This is a genomic window from Streptomyces sp. NPDC079167 (assembly GCF_040686735.1).
Taxonomy (GTDB): domain Bacteria; phylum Actinomycetota; class Actinomycetes; order Streptomycetales; family Streptomycetaceae; genus Streptomyces.
The window spans coordinates 1-18,922 of record NZ_JBFBLO010000004.1; the positions used below are offsets into that span (position 1 = coordinate 1).

Sequence of the window (18,922 nt, forward strand, 5' to 3'; positions counted from 1 at the left end):
GCCTCCGCCCGCCCCACCCTCGGGCCCGGTTCACCGGGCGCCCCCGCCCCCTCGCGCGAGGGGGCGGGCTCGCCCGTTCGAAGGCGGTGAGGCGCTACCTCACCGACCGCAGCTGCTCGGGGGCGACCAGACGCGGGGGCACAGGGGACGCGCCGGGAGCCCGGTCGGCGGGGGCGCCGCTCAGCGCACCGTCCATGTATCCGAGCAGGGCCTCGCCGATCGGGTCCGGCAACGGCGTGCCGTCCTCGCCGAACCGCTCGTACTTCATCAGGTTGTAGCCGATCGCGGCCTGGTGGCGTCCGTCCTCCGTGGACAGCGCCCAGGTCCCGGCCCCGAACACGCCACCGTCGTGGCCCCAGTACCAGCCGCCGCTCGGCATCTTGAGCGCGTACAGGCCGAGGCCGTACCGCATCGCCGCCTCCTGTCCGGGAGCCGGCTCGTAGCCGGGAACCGTCGTCTTCATCTCCCGCAGCTCCGCCGCGCCGAGCAGCTTCCCGCTCAGGAGCCGGCGGTAGAAGTCGTTGAGGTCGCTCATCGTGGAGACCATCGCGCCGGCCGTCCCGGCCCAGGACATGTCGTAGACGCTGTAGTCCCGTGCCGGCTCGATGGTTCCGTAGAACGACTCGTACATCTTGGCGTGCGGCCCCGAAATGCGGGCGGAGCGCGGGAAGTACGTGTGCCGCAGCCCGGCCTTGCGGATGACGTTCCTGGTGATGTACGACTCCGCGTCCTGGCCCGTGACCTTCTCCAGCAGCAGACCGGCGATGATGTAGTTGGTGTTCGCGTACGAGTGGGTGCCACGCGGCGCCTGCGGCTCGGCCGCCAGCCCGAGGCGGGCCAGCTCCTCGGGGTCCATCCTGCGGAACCGGCCTTCTTCCAGGGCCTGTCCCGGGTCCGTCACCAGCTTGGGGAAGGCGGGCAGTATGTAGTCCGCGATGCCGCTCGTGTGGTTGAGCAGCATCCGCACCGTCACCTCCCGGCCCCGCTCGCCCGGCACCAGTTCCGGGAGGTAGTCGCCGACCGGGGCGTCCAGGTCTATTCGGCCCTCGGCCACCTGCTGGAGGACGGCCACCGAGGTGAAGGTCTTGGTGATGCTGCCGATGCGGTGCTCGTAGTCCGGGCGCATCGGCCGCCCGCTGTCGATGTCGGCGACGCCCGCTGCTCCGCGCCACTGCTCGGAGCCGTCCCTGACCGATGAGTAGGCCCCGTACATCCCCGCCTGGTGGAACGCCTCCAGGGAGGCGCGGAGTGCCTGCCGGTCGAGGGCGGACGCGACCGGGGCGGACCCGGTGGCAGCGGCCTGCGGTGGGGGAGCCGCCCCGGCCGGAAGCGCACCGACCGCGAGCGACAGCAGCGCCGCCGATGCCACGGCGGCCAGACGCGGTCCTCGGCGGCCGGGGCGGAAGTGCGGTCGGGCGTCAGGCATGGTCGGATCCCGTCTCGTCAGGTGTGCGTGGCAGGGCTCCTCATCCTCTGCGCGTCACACCGGTCATCCATCCTCCCTGGGAACGACCTTGTACACGGGAAGAGATGACGTTTGTCAGGTGTCGGCCTGTCCGGAGCGGGATCATCCGGAACCGATACCGTCGTGCACCCGAGTTGAGGGCGACGTAGATGTCCCGTCGGCGCTCCAGGTTCGCCTGGGCGTTCGTCGATGTGCCGCTTGGTCCGTTCGGAGCGCTGCTGGAGTCGAACTCCTGGCGGCGCGAGCGTGTGCTGACCCATGCGGTGGTGACCGGCGCCGGCAGGGTGTCCAGCCGCTGCCGGCCGTCCCAGGGGTCAGCCGGGGTGCGAGCCGCCTGCGGCGTCCGCCGACGCCCGCGTCCCGTCCGTGGCCCGGCCGCGCATCGACAGCAGCAGGGTCAGGGCCGTGCCGACGACCGCCCAGGCGGAGAGCACCAGCAGGGGGCCGGTGACCGCGTTGCCCTTGAAGTACGCGATCGAGCGGGCCACCCAGGTGCCCGCTCCCGGTGGCAGGGCGGGGCCGATCGCCCGCCAGAAGTCCGGCAGCATCGGCAGGGGGAAGGCGCCGCCGGCGCTAGGGTTGCCCGCGATCACGACGAGCAGGACGGCCAGGCCGATGCCGACGATGCCGGTGAGCGCCTCCAGGGCGAGCGTGATCGTGCCGACCGCGAAGACGGTCAGGGCGCCCAGACCGGCCAGGGCCCACACGCTGCCCGGGAGCGCGCCGAGGACCGGGCCGATGATCACCGCGCCGCCGATGCCGCCCGCGATCGAGTACAGCGCCATGACCGCGGTGCGGATCACCGCGCGCTGCCGGTTGGCCGGCTTGGTGCCCGCGCTGATCGCCAGGATCGAGGCGCAGAGGTAACCGCCCACGCACCAGCCCACGACCAGGTAGAACGACGAGAGGCCGTCGAAGTCGTCCGGGGAGGCGGGTGCCACGTCCTCGGCCCGTACGGTGCGCTGCCGGGGCGCCTCCGCCTCCTTGATGATCTTGGTGAGTGAGGTGGCCAGCACGGTGCCGCCCCCGGACGCGACGAGCACGGTGTCCGTCGTCCCGGCCGGGCTGACGATCAGGGCGCCGTCGATCTCGCGGTTCTGGATCTGCCGGCGGGCCTCGCCCTCGTCGGCGACCGCGCGCGGATCGAGTGGCCCGCCCGGCAGATCACCCAGCTGGGTGACGAGCTGCCCGGACACCTGCTGCGGTGCGACGACCCCGAAGGGGACATCCGTCGGGGCGGGCCGGTGCAGCGCGCCGACGTACGAGGCGATGAACAGCAGCTGCAGTGCCAGGACACCGACAACCAGTAGCGCGGCCCGTGCGGTGACGGCGCTCTTCACCTCGTCAGTGAAAGTCATGCCCCCACGGTCCTGGGAGTCCGGCGTTCGCGCAGGCGGGGGCGGGCCGAATGGCGGAGAGGTGGCCCCGCGCCCGGTTATCGTACGAACGTTCGAAACTTGGTCTATGGTGGAGAGCGAGGGGGTGGTGAGTACGGATCGGTCCAGGAGGTGCGGATGCCCGGGTTCACGCATCTGCATACCGTTTCCGGGTTCTCCCTGCGGTACGGGGCGTCGCACCCGGAGCGGCTGGCCGAGCGCGCCGTCGAGCGGGGGATGGACGCTCTCGCTCTGACCGACCGCGACAGTCTCGCGGGTGCGGTCCGCTTCGCCAGGGCCTGCGAGAAGGCCGGGATACGTCCGCTCTTCGGGGCGGAGCTCGCGGTGGCGCCGCAGACCGGCGGAGGAGGGCGTACGCACCGACCGCGCACGCCGGTCCGCGGAGGCGCCTTCGTCGATGAATCCGCACCCCGGGTCACCTTCCTCGCCCGGGACGGCGCCCGAGGCTGGGCCGAGCTGTGCCGGCTGGTCACCGCCGCCCACGCCCCCGGTGCAGGGGACCCGGACGCCGGGCAGCCCCTGGTCGGCCGGGACGCGCTGCCCGCCGAAGGGCTCACCGTGCTGCTCGGCCCCGCCTCCGAGGTGGGCGCCGCGCTGGCCGCGGGCCGGCCCGACCGGGCCGCCGCGCTGCTCGCCCCCTGGCGGGAGATCTACGGCGACGCCCTGCGCCTCGAAGCCGTCCACCACGGCCGCGAGGGCACCGGCCCGGGATCGCTGCGGCTCGCCGCGCGCACCGTCGGCTTCGCCGCCGAGCAGGGGGTGCGGGCCGTCCTGACCAACGCCGTCCGGTACGCCGACGCCGGGCAGGGTCCCGTCGCCGACGTGCTCGACTCGGCCCGCCGGCTCGTCCCCGTCGACCCGCGCCGTTCCCCTCTCGACAGCGGGGAGCGCTGGCTCAAGGACGCCGGCGCGATGCGGGAGACCGCCGAGCGGATCGCCTCCGCCGCGGGGCTCGGACGGGACGCGGGACAGCGGCTGCTCGCGGAGACCCGGCGCACCGCCGACGCCTGCCTCGTCGACCCGGCGGACGACCTGGGTCTCGGCAGCGTCCACTTCCCCGAACCGCACCTCGTCGGCGCCGGCCGGCGCACCGCCCAGCGGGTGCTGGCCTCCCGCGCCGCCGCCGGCATGGTGCGGCACGGCTACGACCGCAGGCGCGACTACTGGGACCGGATGCACCACGAGCTGGACATCATCGCCCACCACGGTTTCGCCTCCTACTTCCTGACGGTCTCCCAGGTCGTCGACGACGTGAAGGGGATGGGCATACGGGTCGCCGCACGCGGCTCCGGGGCCGGCTCCCTGGTCAACCACCTGCTCGGGATCGCCCACGCCGACCCGGTCGAACACGGGCTGCTCATGGAGCGCTTCCTGTCCAAGCGGCGCTTCGTGCTGCCCGACATCGACATCGACGTCGAGTCGGCCCGCCGCCTGGACGTCTACCGCGCGATCATCGGGCGCTTCGGTGCCGAGCGGGTCGCGACCGTCTCCATGCCCGAGACCTACCGGGTGCGCCACGCCATCCGCGACGTCGGTGCTGCGCTCTCCATGGACCCGGCCGAGACCGACCGGCTCGCCAAGGCATTCCCGCACATCCGCGCCAGGGACGCCCGCGCCGCGATGGAGGAGCTGCCCGAACTGCGCGCCGTGGCCGGGCGGAAGGAGAAGTACGGCCGGCTCTGGGATCTGGTGGAATCACTGGACGCACTGCCGCGCGGCATCGCCATGCACCCGTGCGGCGTGCTGCTCTCGGACGGCGCGCTGCTGCGGCGTACGCCGGTCATGCCCACCAGCGGCGAAGGTTTCCCGATGTCCCAGTTCGACAAGGACGACGTGGAGCACCTCGGGCTGCTCAAGCTCGACGTGCTCGGCGTGCGGATGCAGTCGGCGATGGCGCACGCGGTGACCGAGGTGAAGAGGGCCTCGGGACAGGAGGTCGACCTGGACGCCGTGGAGCAGGGCGACCCGGAGACGTACCGGCTGATCAGGAGCGCCGAGACGCTCGGCTGCTTCCAGATCGAGTCGCCGGGCCAGCGCGACCTGGTCGGCCGGCTCCAGCCCGCCACCTTCCACGACCTGGTGGTCGACATATCGCTGTTCCGGCCGGGGCCGGTCGCCGCCGACATGGTGCGGCCGTTCATCGAGGCCAGGCACGGCCGCGCGCCCGTCCGGTATCCGCACCCCGACCTGGAGGAGGCGCTGCGCGACACCTACGGGGTGGTCGTCTTCCACGAGCAGATCATCGAGATGGTGAACATCATGACCGGCTGCGGACGCGGCGAGGCCGACCGGGTGCGGCGCGGGCTCTCCGACCCCGAGTCGCAGGCCCGGATCAGGGTCTGGTTCGCACAGCGGGCGGCGCGCAGGAAGTACGACGCCGAGGTGATCGCCCGTGCCTGGGAGATCATCGAGGCGTTCGGGAGCTACGGCTTCTGCAAGGCGCACGCGGTCGCCTTCGCCGTGCCGACGTACCAGTCGGCCTGGCTCAAGGCGCACCACCCGGCGGCCTTCTACGCCGGGCTGCTCACGCACGATCCGGGGATGTACCCGAAGCGGCTGCTGCTCGCGGACGCGCGGCGGCGCGGGGTGCCGGTGCTGCCGCTGGACGTGAACCGGTCGGCGGCCGCCCATAGGATCGAACTGGTGTCTGGCGACAACGGTGATAAATGGGGATTGCGTCTGGCGCTCTCGGACGTCCACGGCATCAGCGAGGCCGAGGTCGCCCGGATCGAGGCCGGGCAGCCCTACACCTCGCTGCTGGACTTCTGGCAGCGGGCCAGGCCCGGGAAACCGGCCGCCGAACGGCTGGCCCAGGTCGGCGCGCTGGACGCCTTCGGCGCCAACCGCCGGGACCTGCTGCTGCATCTGTCCGAGCTCCACCGCGCCCAGCGGAGCTCCGGGTCCGGCACGGCGGGCGCCCAGCTCCCGCTCGGCGGCGGGCACCGGACCGGCACCGTCGGACTGCCGGACCTCAACGACGCCGAACGTCTCAGCGCCGAGCTCGGCGTCCTCAGCATGGACGTGTCGCGCCATCTGATGGGCGATCACCACGCCTTCCTGAAGGAGCTCGGCGCGGTCTCCGCCCAGCGGCTGCGGGAGGCGGGGCACGGGGAGACCGTGCTGGTCGCGGGGGCCAAGGTCGCCACCCAGACTCCGCCGGTCCGCTCCGGCCGCCGGGTCATCTTCACCACCCTGGACGACGGGACGGGCCTGGTCGACCTGGCCTTCTTCGACGACAGCCACGCCGCCTGCGCGCACACCGTCTTCCACTCCTGGCTGCTGCTCGTGCGCGGGGTGGTCCAGCGGCGCGGCGCGCGCAGCATGAGCGTGGTCGGCTCGGCGGCCTGGAACCTGGCGGAGCTGGCCGAACTCCGCCGCACCGGCGGCCTCGACGCGGTCGCGGCACGGCTGGCGGAGGAGCCCGCCTCCGGCGAGGAAGAAGCACCCGACGACGGCCGCCGCATCCAGCTGCCGACCGGCTACGAGATGAACCCGTGGTCCGATCTCCAGCCCGCCGGCGAAGGGACGCCCACCGGAAGGAAACTGTGGCACCGGAGCCAGGGGAGCGCGGGATGAACGACCAGCCGGCCGTCCTGTGCCTGCGGTTCCGCCGGATCGGCGGCGGACTGCCGGACAGCGCGGGTTACGAGGGACTGCTCGCCCTCCTCGGGGCGTTCACCCCGGTCGTCGAGGCGGCCCCGCCCGGCGCCGCGCTCGCCGATGTCAGCGGCGCGCTGCGCTACTTCGGGCAGGACGCGGCGGGCCTGGCCTCCGTGATCCGGGTGCGGGCCCTCGCCCTGCACGGCGTGGACTGCGCGATCGGGGCGGCCGCCAACCCCATGCTGGCCAGGATGGCCGCACGGCAGGCGGCGCCCGGCACGACCTTCGTGGTGCCCCCCGGGGAGCACGCCGGCTTCCTCGCGTCCAGGCCCGCCGCCGCACTGGACGGCGTCGGGGCGGCGACCGCGCGCACCCTGTGCGGATACGGGCTCGACTCCATCGGCCGGATAGCCGCCGCACCGCTCGCCACCCTGCAGCGGATCACCGGCGTACGGACCGGGCGCGAGCTGTGGGAGCGGGCCAACGGCATCGACCGTACGCGGGTCGTGCCGAACGCCGCCGCCCGGTCGATCGCCGCCGAACGCTCCTTCCCCCGCGACGAACTGGACCCGGAGCAGCACCGCCGCGCGCTCCTCTCGCTCACCGAGGAGCTGGGCGCCAGGCTGCGCGGCGACGGCCAGGTGTGCCGCTCGCTCGCGGTCTCCGTGCGCTACGCCGACCGGACCGGTTACGCGACGCTGACCCGCAGCCGTACGCTCCAGGAGCCCACCGCCCACTCGGCGGCGCTCACCTCGCTCGCGTACCGGATCCAGGACTCGTTCGCCCTGCAGCGGGCGCGGGTGCGGGGGATCGGGCTGCGGGCGGAAGGGCTCCACGACGCGGAACGCGCCGCCCACCAGCTCACCTTCGACCCGGTGGACGAGCGGGCGCGGCGGATCGAGGCGGTGTCCGACAGGCTGCGGGCCAAGTTCGGTCCGGGGGCCGTGAAACCGGGGCGGCTCGCGGCCTGACTCCAGGGCACCGGAATCTTTTACCGACGCGTAACTTCCCCCATGACCTTACCCGTGCGTAACTTGGCATGAGCACGTTGAAAAGACGTCATTCGCTGTGGTCCGGACCGCAGGGCGCACCGACATCGCAACTCCCTTGAGCCGCAAGGAGACCACCCGATGCTGCCCTGGACCCGTGCCCGGCGCTCCCCACGCGCACGCCGCACCCTCGCCGCCCTGCTCCTCACCGTCGCCGCGCTCGTCGCCCCCGCGGCGACCGCGACCGCGGCGGAGGCCGCCGCTCCGTCCCGTGGATGGAACGACTACTCCTGCAAGCCCTCCGCGGCCCATCCCCGGCCGGTCGTCCTCGTCCACGGGACCTTCGGGAACTCGGTCGACAACTGGCTGGTCCTCGCGCCGTACCTCGTCAACCGGGGCTACTGCGTCTTCTCGCTGGACTACGGACAGCTCCCGGGCGTGCCGTTCTTCAACGGCCTCGGCCCGATCGACAAGTCGGCAGGGCAGCTCGACGTGTTCGTCGACAAGGTGCTCGGCGCCACCGGCGCGCCCGAGGCCGACCTCGTCGGCCACTCCCAGGGCGGCATGATGCCCAACTACTACCTGAAGTTCCTCGGCGGGGCCGACAAGGTGAACGCCCTCGTCGGGATCGCCCCCGACAACCACGGCACCACCCTTCTCGGCCTCACCCGGCTGTTGCCGTACTTCCCGGGCGCCGAGGACCTCCTCACGGCGAACACCCCGGGCCTCGCCGACCAGATCGCCGGCTCCGCCTTCATCACGAAGCTCAACGCGGGCGGCGACACCGTGCCCGGGGTCCGCTACACCGTCATCGCGACCCGGTACGACGAAGTCGTGACCCCGTACCGCACGCAGTACCTGGACGGGCCGAACGTGCGCAACGTCCTGCTCCAGGACCTGTGCCCGGTCGACCTGTCCGAGCACGTCGCGATCGGGACCATCGACAGGATCGCCTTCCACGAGGTGGTGAACGCCCTCGACCCGGCGCACGCCACCCCGACCACCTGCGCCTCGGTCGTCGGCTGAGACGCGAGACGTGAGACGGGGCCCCGGAGGTCCGCAGGCCCCGCCGTCACCACCGGTCAGGCGCGGTGCGCGCCGCCCGAGGACCGGCGGCGGACCGAGACGAACAGGGCGCTCGCCCCGAGGGCCAGCGCGGCGGCTCCGCCCATCGCCAGGTACGAGGTGCTGCTGCTGCCACCCGTCTCGGCGAGGGCCTCGTCCGCCGGGGCCGTGGCCGCGGGGAAGGCGGCGACGCTGTTCGGCTCGGGCGCGTTGGCCCCGGTGCTCTCGGGCACGTTCGCCCCGGTGTCCCCGGCCGGGGCCGCCTCGGTGACCTCCGCGCCGGTCGAGGCGTCGTCGTCCCCATGACCGCCGTGCTCGACGGACGACTGCTCCGCGCCCTTCTCGATCTCCTGCTCGGACGGGGCGGACGCGGCCGGTGCCGGCACGGCCGCGACGGAACCGCTGCCGGACCCCTCGCCGCCGAAGACCACGTCGGAGCAGGCGTAGAAGGCCTCGGGGGAGTCCGACCGCTGCCAGACCGTGTAGATCAACTGGCGCCCGGACGCCTCCGGCACGGTGCCGTCGAAGACGTACGAACCGTCCACCAGCTTCGGGTCGGTGGCCTGGGCGAACGGCTTCTCCTCCAGGTCCGACCACTTCAGGGGCCGAGCCGGGTCGTAACCCGCCTTGGTCAGGTACAGCTCGAACGAGCCCTTGTGCGGAGCCGTCGCACGGAACCGGAAGGTGTGGCTGCCCGCCTCCATGGGCGTGGACGGCCAGTCGGCGCGCGGCAGGTCGAGCCCCTTGAACTTGTCGTTGCCCGCGCTGCACAGCTTGCCGTCCGGGATCAGTTCACGGTGCTTGCCCGCCGCGTTGGCGATGTTCACGCCGTTCCAGTCGTACAGCGCCTGGGTCCCGCCCGCCGCGACGGCCGCCTGGCAGGCCGCCGACCGCGGGTTCTCCGGCCCTTCCGCGAAACAGGCCGAGACCCGGCTGACCGGATCGCTCAGCGACCCGTGGGCGGCGGCCGGGGCGGCGGACAGACCGGTCAGCGCGAGCGGTGCGACGCCGAGCGCGACGACGGCTCCGGCGACCCTCTTCGTCCGACGGCGGGCGGTGGTGATGACGGCCATGGTGGTTGGTTCCCCTTCGGCAGCACTGGCTGGAGCTCAGCAACCTAGCCGCCACCAAAAGGACAAAAGCCCCACCCACCTCCCCCTTATGCCCCCCTTAACCTCCCCCTAATAAGGGAAACAGGTCGGTGGGAAGGTGCGGACGCCGAATTCGGGCATTCCGCCCGCAAGGCCGTCCGTAACTTCCCACCGGCCTGGGTCAGACCTGGACGCCCGGAGTGCCGTCCTCCACCACCACGCTGGCGCGGGTGGTGATGGGGGCGTCGGGCTTCGTCACGAAGGGGAGGACGCGGAAGTCGCTCGTCCAGCGGTTCCGGTCCACGGTGACGCGGACGTAGCCGCGCTGGCTGTTGAAGAACTTCATGTGCGGGTTCGCCGCGAGGAAGGTCTCGCCCTGAGCCGTCATGTCCGCGCCGTCACCACCGCTGGTGATCGAGGTGCCCACGAACTCCGAGCCGACGGTCGCCGACTCCGGGTCGGCGTAGTCGCGCTTGAGGTCCCAGGCGTAGTTCTGGTGGCGGTCACCCGTGATCACGACCAGGTTGCGCACCCCGCGGGTGTCCGCCTCCGCGAGGAGCCGGTTGCGCTCGGCGACGTAACCGTCCCACGGGTCCATGAAGACGTTCGTCGCCTCACCCGGGTCCTGGTCGGTCTGGCCCATCGGTGCCTGGTTGCCGAGGATCTGCCAGCGCGCCTGCGAGCGGCTGAAGCCCTTGAGCACCCAGTCCCGCTGCCGGGCCCCGAGCAGGGTCCGGTCCGTGTCGAAGCGGTCGACGCAGTCGGCCGACGAACCGTCGCCGCACGCCTGGTCGTCGCGGTACTGGCGGGTGTCGAGCATGGTGAAGTCGGCCAGCCGGCCGTACGGGAGCCTGCGGTACATCTGTACGTCGGGGCCCTTGGGCAGCTGGGGCCGGCGCAGCGGTGCGTGCTCGTACAGGGCCTGGAAGGCGTCGGTCCTGCGCTGCAGGAACGTCTTCGGGTCCTCGTCGTTCTCGGAGGTCTCGTCCGCCCAGTTGTTCTCCACCTCGTGGTCGTCGAACGTCATGATCCACGGGAAGCCGGCGTGCGCCTCGCGCAGCGGGGCCTCGGACTTGTAGAGGCCGTACTGGAGGCGGTAGCGGGCGAGGTCGAGGGTCTCCGTGTGGAACTTCGGATCGGTCGTCACGCCGCGCTTGTTCGTCTTCACGCCGTACTCGTAGAGGTAGTCGCCGAGGTGCACCACCAGGTCGAGGTCCTCCTGCGCCATGTGGCGGTACGCCGTGAAGTAACCGTCCTGCCAGGCCTGGCAGGAGGCGAAGGCGAACTTCAGCTGCCGGGGGGAGTCCCCCGGAGCCGGAGTGGTGCGTGTGCGGCCCACGGGGGAGATGGCCGAGCCGACCTTGAAGCGGAACCAGTACGTGCGGTCGGGGGCGAGGCCGTGCACCTCCGGGTGGACGGAGTGCGCCAGTTCGGGACTCGCGACGACGCTGCCCCGGCGGACGACCCGGCGGAACCGCTCGTCGAGCGACACCTCGTAGTGCACGCGGACCGGCTTCGCCGGCATGCCGCCGAGGCCGTCCTGGGCGAAGGGTTCGGGAGCCAGGCGGGTCCAGAGCACGACGCCGTCCGACGTGGGATCGCCCGAGGCGACACCCAGGGTGAACGGGTCACCCTTCAGGGCGGGCGCGGCGAACGCGGACTGAGCCTCCCACGCCCCCGTCCCGAGCATCAGCGCGGCGGCTGCCGCCCCGCCGAATCCGAACATCTGCCTGCGGGACACGGAATTCGCGACCACGGGTTACGCCCTCCTCGGTTGATCTGCGCCAACCTCGGACACGCTGCCGGGAATTGATGTCATGTTCACACGCAGCGAATGGCCGGGGGCCGAGCGTTACGTGAACAGGGCAGCGAAACACCTCGGAGGGGAGCGGCTCAGGACACCGCGCGGTAGCGGCGCTCCGGCCGGCCCGTCCCGCCGTAGCGCAGTGACACCTCGGCCCGGCCGGTCTCCGCGAAGTACTCCAGGTAGCGTCGCGCGCTGACCCGGGAGAGGGCGCCCGCCTCGGCGCACTCCGAGGCGGACAGTCCGCCCGGATGCTCACGCAGGACACGTTCGACCAGGTCCGCGGTGTGGGCCGCCAGGCCCTTGGGGAGCTCGCGGGAGCCCGGCGGACGGGTGCCGAAGATACGGTCCACATCCTCCTGGCGGGCTTCCTGGCGGGCCTCGTCCAGCGCGTCCAGGCGGTTGCGCAGCGAGGCCACGTGCTGCAGCTGCTCCTGGAGGGCGGAGCGGTGGAACGGCTTGATCAGGTAGTGCAGGGCGCCCGCCCGCAGGGCCGCCCTGACCACTCCGGCATCGCGGGCGGCGGTGATGAAGAGGGCGTCCGCGCTGTGGGCGTCGCCGTCCCGCTCCTCCGCCGCGCGCAGCTCCCGCAGGACCTGTATCCCGTCCATGTCGGGCAGGTAGACGTCGAGCAGGACCAGGTCAGGGCGTGTTCTGCGGGCCGTCCGCAGGGCCTCGGCGCCCGTGTGGGCCACGCCGACGACCGTAAAACCGTCCAATGCGGACACATACCGGCTGTGCAGCTTCGCGACCATGAAGTCGTCGTCCACCACCAGCACTTTCGTCACGCGGCCACGGTAGGGCGCGACCACAACGACCACAACGTCCATTGGTTCCGGAAAGGCGACAGGTCGTTAACGCGCAGGCAACATGTGGGCCACCTCACACGCTTGCACGTACGGCTCGAAAGGCGGCATCCGGTGCGACTGCGCACTCCACTCGCCCTGTTCGGGGCAGCGCTGCTGGTGCTCGTCGGGCCGCCGCTGCTGTCCACCGGCAGCGGTTCCGACACCGGCACGCAGATCCCCGGACTGCGCTTCATGGTCCCCAACACACCCGGCGGCGGTTACGACATCACGGCGCGCACCGCGGCGAAGAACGCCGAGGACGCGGGGCTCACCCACGGCATCGAGGTGTTCAACCTGCCCGGCGCGGGCGGCACCGTCGGCGTGACCCGGCTCGCCGCCGAGCACGGCAACGGCAAGCTCGCCATGTCCATGGGCCTCGGTGTCGTGGGCGCCGTGCACACCAACAAGTCGCCCAAGACCCTGGGTGACACGACTCCGATCGCCCGGCTCACCGAGGAGCAGGACATCGTCGTCGTCGCCAAGGACTCCCCGTACAGGACGATCGGCCAGCTGCTCACCGCCTGGAAGAAGGACCCGGGGAAGATCCCCGTCGGCGGCGGCTCCTCACCCGGCGGACCCGACCACCTGGCGCCGATGCTGATGGCGAAGGCCGCCGGGATCGCCCCGAAGCAGGTCAACTACATCCCGTTCGACGGCGGCGGCGAACTGCTCGCCTCGATCCTCGGCAACAAGGTCGGCTTCGGTGTCTCCGGAGTCGGCGAGTACCTGGACCAGATCGAGGCCGGTGAGCTGCGGCTGCTCGCCGTCACCGGCCCGAAGCGGGTCCCGGGCCTCGACGCGCCCACCCTCCGCGAGGCCGGTCTCGACACCGACTTCACCAACTGGCGCGGCGTCGTCGCCCCGCCCGGACTCTCCGAGGCCGAGCGCGACAAGCTCATCGGGCTCGTCAGCGAGCTGCATGACTCGAAGCAGTGGCGGGACTCCATGAAGAAGAACGGCTGGGACGACGCCTTCCTCACCGGTGACGCCTTCGGCGACTTCCTGGACGCCCAGGACCGCCGCGTCGCCACCGTCCTCAAGGAGCTGGGACTGTGAGCGACGAGAACACCCCCGCCCGCCCCGCCACCGCGCGCGCCTGGCTGCGCGAACACTCCGAACTCGGCGTCTGCGTCCTGCTGCTCGTGCTCGGCGTCCTGGTCCTGACCGACGCCCTGACGATGAGCGTCGACATCACCCAGCGCGGACCCGTCGGTCCAAGGACCGTCCCGGTCGCCGTCGGCATCGGGCTGCTGGCCGTCGCCGTCCTGCTGGCCGTCGACGTCCTGCGCGGCGGTCGCGGTGAGGCGGAGGCCGGCGAGGACGTCGACCTCGACGAGCCCGCCGACCGGCGCACCGTCGCCCTGCTCACCGGCGTCTTCCTCGCCTTCGCCGTCCTCATCGGCCCGCTCGGCTTCCCCGTCTCCGGCGCCCTGCTCTTCTGGGGCTCGGCCTACGCACTGGGCAGCCGCCACTTCGACCGCGATCCGCTCATCGCGGCCGGACTCTCCCTGGTGACCTACTTCGTCTTCGACAACCTGCTCGGGGTGCCCCTCCCGGGCGGCCCGCTGATGGGGGTGCTCTGACCGATGGATTCCCTCAACTCCCTCATCGACGGCTTCGGCACGGCGCTCACGCCGGTCAACCTGCTCTGGGCCGCGCTCGGCGTCCTCCTCGGCACGGCCATCGGGGTGCTCCCCGGCATCGGCCCCGCCATGGCCGTGGCACTGCTGCTGCCGGTGACGTACGGACTCGAACCGACCGGCGCCTTCATCATGTTCGCCGGGATCTACTACGGCGCGATGTTCGGCGGCTCCACCACCTCGATCCTCCTCAACACCCCGGGGGAGAGCGCGGCCGTGGTCGCCGCGATCGAGGGCAACCCGATGGCGAAGGCCGGCCGAGGCGCACAGGCGCTCGCCGCCGCGGCCATCGGTCACTTCGCCGGCGGCATGATCGGCACGATCCTGCTGGTCGTCCTCGCCCCGACCGTCGCCTCGCTCGCCGTCGACATCGGCGCCCCCGACTACTTCGCCATCATGGTGCTGGCCTTCATCGCCGTCACCTCCGTCCTCGGCTCCTCCCGGATCCGCGGTCTCGCGTCGCTCCTCATCGGCCTCACCATCGGCCTCGTCGGCCTGGACCAGATGACGGGCCAGCAGCGCCTCACCTTCGGCTCGCTCCAACTGGCCGACGGCATCGACGTGGTGATCGTGGCCGTCGGACTCTTCGCCATCGGGGAGGCCCTCTGGGTCGCCGCCCACCTGCGCCGCACCAGCGGGAAGCCGATCCCGGTCGGCCGCCCCTGGCTCGGGAAGTCCGACGTCCGGCGCACCTGGAAGTCGTGGCTGCGCGGTCCCCTCATCGGCTTCCCGTTCGGCGCGATCCCGGCGGGCGGCGCGGAGATCCCCACCTTCCTCTCGTACGTCACCGAGAAGCGGCTCTCCAAGCACCGCGACGAATTCGGCAAGGGCGCCATCGAAGGTGTCGCCGGACCGGAGGCGGCGGCCTCCGCCTCCGCCGCGGGCACCCTGGTCTCCATGCTCACGCTCGGCCTGCCCACCACGGCCGTCGCCGCCGTCATGCTGGCCGCCTTCCAGCAGTACGGCATCCAGCCCGGCCCGCTCCTGTTCGAACGCGAACCCGACCTGGTCTGGGGCCTGATCGCCTCCCTCTTCGTCGGCATGGTGCTGCTGCTCGCGCTGAACCTGCCCCTCGCGCCGATCTGGGCGAAGCTGCTGCGGATCCCGCGCCCCTACCTCTACGCGGGCATCCTGTTCTTCGCCGCGGTCGGGGCGTACGCGGTCGGCGGGGAGGCCGTCGACCTGGTGATCCTGCTGGTGATCGGGCTGATCGGCTTCGGGATGCGGCGGTACGGACTGCCGGTCCTGCCCGCGATCATTGCGGTCATCCTCGGCCCGTCCGCCGAACAGCAGCTGCGGCGCGCCCTCCAGATCAGCGACGGCAGCGTGACCGGACTCGTCAACACCCCGTTCTCCGTGACGGTCTACGTCGTCGTCGCGCTGATCCTGGCCTGGCCGCTGGTGAGGAAGGCACTGGGGCGGAACCGGGGCTGAGGGAATGTCGGTGGCGGCTGAGAGGATCGGGGGCATGACCACGATCGACTGGGACGACGCCGCCGACTCCTTCGACGACGAACCCGACCACGGCCTCCACGACCCGGTGGTCCGCAGTGCCTGGGCGCGACGGATGGAGACCTGGCTGCCCACCGCACGCTCCGCGGTCCTCGACCTCGGATGCGGTACGGGCAGCCTGGCCCTGCTCGCCGCCGGCCAGGGGCACCGCGTCACCGCCGTCGACCGCTCGGTCCGGATGGTGGAGCGGGCGCGGGCCAAGCTGGCCGGGACGGGCACCGAGGTGTTCGTCGGCGACGCGGCGCACCCCCCGGTCGGCAAGCAGCGGTTCGACGTGGTCCTCGCCCGGCACATCGTGTGGCTGCTGCCCGACCCGGCGGCCGTCCTGCGGCACTGGTTCTCGCTGCTGCGGCCCGGCGGCCGGCTGGTGCTGATCGAGGGCGTGTGGGACGGCACCGGGATCTCCGCGGCCGATCTCACCGCGCTCCTCGCCGAGCACACGGAGCGAGTCCACCACGAGCCGCTGTCCGGGGACTCCCGGCTCTGGGGGAAGGAGGTCTACGACGACAGGTACGCCCTGGTGGCCCGCGCCGAGCCCCCGCACCGTCACACCGAGGTCGTCGACGTCCACCTCATCCTGCGCAGGGGCTCCGAGGTACTGCTCGCCCGGCGGGCCGGCACGGGCTACGCCGACGGGCTGCTGCACGCCCCCTCAGGTCACGCGGAGGACGGGGAGGACGTCCGGGCGGCGATGGTCCGGGAGGCGGCGGAGGAGATCGGCGTCGAGCTGGACCCGGACGAACTCCGGGTGGCCCTGGTCATGCAGCACAGGGGACCGGGCGGCAACCCCAGGATGGGCTGGTTCTTCGAGGCGGACCACGACCCCGCGCGCCCGCCCCGCAACGCGGAGCCGGACAAGTGCTCCGAGCTGGACTGGTTCCCCCTGGACGCGCTGCCCGACGACATGGTGGCGTACTGCCGCGCGGGCCTCGACGGGTACCGCGCGGAGCAGCGCTTCCTGATCCACTGGCACGAGGACGACGACACCGTCGCGTACGCCCCGCTGGGCACCCGGCGCGCCGTCCCGCTGCCGGTCGCGGCGGCCCCCACCGGCCGGCTGCACCACGTCGAGCTGTGGGTGCCCGACCCGGCCGAGGCCGACGCGGAGTGGGGCTGGCTGCTCGGACGCCTCGGCCATGTCCCGTACCAGCGCTGGGCGTACGGCCGGAGCTGGCGGCGTGGTGACAGTTACGTGGTGGTCAGGCACACCCCCGGCCTGACCGGCGGTGGACACGACACGGAGCGCCCCTGCGTCGGCCGCCTGGCGTTCCACGTCCGGGACCGCGCCACGCTGGACGCCCTGGTCGCAGAGGCTCCGGGACACGGCTGGCGGCCGCTGTCGAGCGGCCTCCCTCCGTACGCCGACGGGAGCGGCCCCTACGCGGCCGGCCTGCTGGACACGGCGGGGCACGAGGTGGAGCTGATAGCGCCCTGAGGTGCCGCCCGGCCGGCTCAGCGGAGCTTGATCGCCCCGCCGTCTGCCATCAGGGTCCGGCCCGTGATGTACCGGGCGTCGTCGCTCGCCAGGAATGCGACGACCGGCGCGACGTCCTTCATCAGGTCACCGAAGCGGCCGAGCGGAACCTTGGCGGCGGAGATCCTGTACTGCTCCGGGTTGGCCTCGGCGCATTGTGTGTATGACGCACATTGCGGCTGGGTGCTCCGGCCTCAGGCGAGCAGTCCCGCGAGCCCCTCCGTGCGGGCCAGGTGTTCCAGCTCGTCCAGGGCCCGGACAGCGGCCTCCGCCGCGGGCGGGTCGTCGGCGGCCAGGCCGCTCTCCTCGAACTCGTCCTCGTCCAGGCGCAGTACGGAGGAGCCGTCCGCCGACACCCAGAGGTCCAGGTCCAGGTCCTCGACCAGGAGCTCGGCGCCCCGCAGCACGGCGGGCCGGGTGATGTCGCAGTACCAGCCCTTCAGCAGCCCGCCCCCGGTGCGGACCTCCTTCACGGCGTACCACCGGTCACGCCAGTAGTGCTCGGTGAGGACATCGCCCGGCTCGAACCGTACGAAGCCGAAGTCACGGGCGTGCGGCGCCGCCCAGGGGGCCCGGACGGTGACGCGGGTGCCGTCGTCGGTGACGAGGCCCGCCGGATAGCAGATCTTGGTGCTGCCCGCCTTGACCAGGTGGACGGACAGGATGTGCTCAGGGGAGACGGCGGACATGGCGTACCTCCGTGGCGCAGATCTCGTAGCCGAACCAGCGGTTGACCGCCAGCATCGGACCGTTGTCGGCGTCGTTGCCCGTGTAGGCGTCCGTGTATCCGGCGGCCCGCGCCCGGTGCAGCGAGTCGCTCTTGGCGAGCTTCGCCAGCCCCCTGCCCCGGAAGGCGCGCAGGGTGCCGGTCATGGCCGACGAGTAGCGGGTGAGACCGTCGGTCATCGCCGCGCTGAACGCCGCGACCTGCCCCTCCACCGTCACGACGGTGGTGAGCGCGTGGTCGAAGCCGGGCCGCCGCCAGGTCGTGGCCAGCCAGTCCTCGTAGTCGGAGAACTCCACCGGGACGTCACTCGGCTCGTCCGCGGTCGTCTCCGCGTCGGCCTCGAACATCGGACGCGGATCGTCCTCGAAGTCGGCGGCCGTGAGCAGCTCCACCCCGGCGGGGAGCTCCGGGAGCGGGGGCAGGGTGCCCTCCGCCAGACCGAGACGGAGGAAGTGCGCCGGCCTGCGCGCCGCGTAGCCGCGCCTCTCCGCGAACGCGCGGTTGCCCGGTTCGTCGAGCACCCAGGTGTAGACGGCGCTCGCGCCCACGTCCGTCAGATGCTCCTCGCCGGCCCGCGTCAGGAGCGCCCCCGCGCCCCGGCCCCTCCGGTCCGGACGCACATACGGATTGCAGAACCCCTGGCCCGGTTCCGGGCTCTCGTGCGAGATGCCCACCTGCGCCGTCCCGATCACCTCGCCGTCCTCCTCGGCGACCAGCAGCCGGTAGTGCCGGCCGGGGTGGGCTTGGGCCAGGTCGCTCAGGACCTGCTCCGGAGTCGTCACCATGTAGGGCAGCGCGGCACGCCGCACCTGTACCCAGGCCTCCGCGTCGGAGGGCCGGAAGTCACGCACCATCACCGTCATGCGCCGGACGGTACGCGGCCGCCCCGCCCGTCCGCCTCCGATTTTCCGGCGGTGGGGGAGAATCGGCGCGTGACCCTGAAGATCGCCGTTGACCCGGACTCCGCCACCGCCCCGTACGAACAGCTGCGCGCCCAGCTGTCCGAACAGGCCCGCTCCGGTGCCCTCCCCGTCGGCTACCGCCTCCCGACCGTGCGCGGTCTCGCCGGGGAGCTGGGCCTCGCCGCCAACACCGTGGCGAAGGCCTACCGCGCGCTGGAGGGCGACGGGGTGATCGAGACACGGGGGCGCAACGGGACGTTCATCGCCGCCGCGGGAGACGCGGCGGCCCGCCACGCGGCGACGGCGGCGCAGGAGTACGCCGAGCAGGCCCGGCGCCTCGGCCTCTCCAGGGCCGACGCGCTGGCCCTCGCCGAGGACGCCGTACGGGCGGCCTACACGCGCTGACGC

General features: G+C 72.4%; 15 protein-coding genes and 1 pseudogene. 8 read left to right on the forward strand and 8 right to left on the reverse strand.

Going from position 1 to position 18,922, the window contains the following annotated elements:
- Positions 1-94: 94 nt before the first annotated feature.
- Positions 95-1,426 (reverse strand): serine hydrolase domain-containing protein, encoded by a 1,332-nt coding sequence (locus AB0P41_RS09910; RefSeq protein ID WP_365931208.1) that lies wholly within the window; start codon positions 1,424-1,426, stop codon positions 95-97.
- 353 nt (positions 1,427-1,779) lie between these two features.
- Positions 1,780-2,823, reverse strand: a complete 1,044-nt coding sequence (locus AB0P41_RS09915; protein ID WP_365931210.1) for a DUF3533 domain-containing protein — start codon at positions 2,821-2,823, stop codon at positions 1,780-1,782.
- A gap of 156 nt (positions 2,824-2,979) precedes the next feature.
- Here AB0P41_RS09915 and AB0P41_RS09920 point away from each other — a divergent pair, with 156 nt between their 5' ends.
- The 3 genes from AB0P41_RS09920 (at position 2,980) to AB0P41_RS09930 (ending at position 8,477) form a co-directional block, all read left to right on the forward strand.
- Entirely contained in the window at positions 2,980-6,438 is a 3,459-nt protein-coding gene (locus AB0P41_RS09920) for a DNA polymerase III subunit alpha (RefSeq protein ID WP_365931212.1), read from the forward strand.
- On the forward strand, positions 6,435-7,433 hold the full coding sequence (locus tag AB0P41_RS09925; protein ID WP_356714712.1) for a hypothetical protein: 999 nt from the start codon (positions 6,435-6,437) through the stop codon (positions 7,431-7,433). Before AB0P41_RS09920 ends, AB0P41_RS09925 begins: the two co-directional genes overlap by 4 nt.
- Positions 7,434-7,592: 159 nt before the next feature.
- Positions 7,593-8,477, forward strand: coding sequence for an alpha/beta fold hydrolase (locus AB0P41_RS09930; protein WP_356714711.1), 885 nt, complete (start codon positions 7,593-7,595; stop codon positions 8,475-8,477).
- A gap of 56 nt (positions 8,478-8,533) precedes the next feature.
- Here the strand turns inward: AB0P41_RS09930 and AB0P41_RS09935 are convergent, their stop codons facing one another.
- The 3 genes from AB0P41_RS09935 to AB0P41_RS09945 form a co-directional block, all read right to left on the reverse strand.
- Positions 8,534-9,589: a lytic polysaccharide monooxygenase gene (locus AB0P41_RS09935; RefSeq protein ID WP_365931214.1), complete on the reverse strand. Its 1,056-nt coding sequence runs from the start codon at positions 9,587-9,589 to the stop codon at positions 8,534-8,536.
- Between the two features lie 199 nt (positions 9,590-9,788).
- Positions 9,789-11,363 carry an alkaline phosphatase D family protein gene (locus AB0P41_RS09940; protein ID WP_365931215.1) on the reverse strand — a complete coding sequence of 525 codons (1,575 nt, stop codon included), beginning with the start codon at positions 11,361-11,363 and terminating at the stop codon, positions 9,789-9,791.
- A 137-nt stretch (positions 11,364-11,500) separates the two neighbouring features.
- Entirely contained in the window at positions 11,501-12,241 is a 741-nt protein-coding gene (locus tag AB0P41_RS09945; RefSeq protein ID WP_356714708.1) for a response regulator, read from the reverse strand.
- A 90-nt stretch (positions 12,242-12,331) separates the two neighbouring features.
- On the opposite strand from AB0P41_RS09945, the gene AB0P41_RS09950 reads away from it, so the two are divergent.
- The 4 genes from AB0P41_RS09950 to AB0P41_RS09965 are packed head-to-tail and all read left to right on the forward strand — an operon-like array spanning position 12,332 to position 16,846.
- Complete coding sequence (locus tag AB0P41_RS09950; RefSeq protein WP_365931217.1) at positions 12,332-13,315, forward strand: tripartite tricarboxylate transporter substrate binding protein; 984 nt, start codon at positions 12,332-12,334, stop codon at positions 13,313-13,315.
- Positions 13,312-13,842, forward strand: coding sequence for a tripartite tricarboxylate transporter TctB family protein (locus AB0P41_RS09955; protein WP_356714706.1), 531 nt, complete (start codon positions 13,312-13,314; stop codon positions 13,840-13,842). Before AB0P41_RS09950 ends, AB0P41_RS09955 begins: the two co-directional genes overlap by 4 nt.
- A gap of 3 nt (positions 13,843-13,845) precedes the next feature.
- Complete coding sequence (locus tag AB0P41_RS09960; protein WP_356714705.1) at positions 13,846-15,333, forward strand: tripartite tricarboxylate transporter permease; 1,488 nt, start codon at positions 13,846-13,848, stop codon at positions 15,331-15,333.
- 34 nt (positions 15,334-15,367) lie between these two features.
- Positions 15,368-16,846: a methyltransferase domain-containing protein gene (locus AB0P41_RS09965; RefSeq protein ID WP_365931220.1), complete on the forward strand. Its 1,479-nt coding sequence runs from the start codon at positions 15,368-15,370 to the stop codon at positions 16,844-16,846.
- 17 nt (positions 16,847-16,863) lie between these two features.
- Here AB0P41_RS09965 and AB0P41_RS09970 read toward each other — a convergent pair.
- From AB0P41_RS09970 to AB0P41_RS09980, 3 genes and pseudogenes are all read right to left on the reverse strand, one after another.
- A pseudogene (locus tag AB0P41_RS09970) lies at positions 16,864-17,019 on the reverse strand (SDR family oxidoreductase); the annotation flags it as partial.
- A gap of 60 nt (positions 17,020-17,079) precedes the next feature.
- A complete protein-coding gene (locus tag AB0P41_RS09975; protein ID WP_356714703.1) occupies positions 17,080-17,574 on the reverse strand; it encodes a DUF402 domain-containing protein in 495 nt (164 codons plus the stop codon).
- On the reverse strand, positions 17,555-18,475 hold the full coding sequence (locus AB0P41_RS09980) for a GNAT family N-acetyltransferase (RefSeq protein ID WP_365931222.1): 921 nt from the start codon (positions 18,473-18,475) through the stop codon (positions 17,555-17,557). Before AB0P41_RS09980 ends, AB0P41_RS09975 begins: the two co-directional genes overlap by 20 nt.
- A 69-nt stretch (positions 18,476-18,544) precedes the next feature.
- Here AB0P41_RS09980 and AB0P41_RS09985 point away from each other — a divergent pair, with 69 nt between their 5' ends.
- Positions 18,545-18,919 (forward strand): GntR family transcriptional regulator, encoded by a 375-nt coding sequence (locus AB0P41_RS09985; RefSeq protein ID WP_362931778.1) that lies wholly within the window; start codon positions 18,545-18,547, stop codon positions 18,917-18,919.
- Positions 18,920-18,922 lie beyond the last annotated feature (3 nt).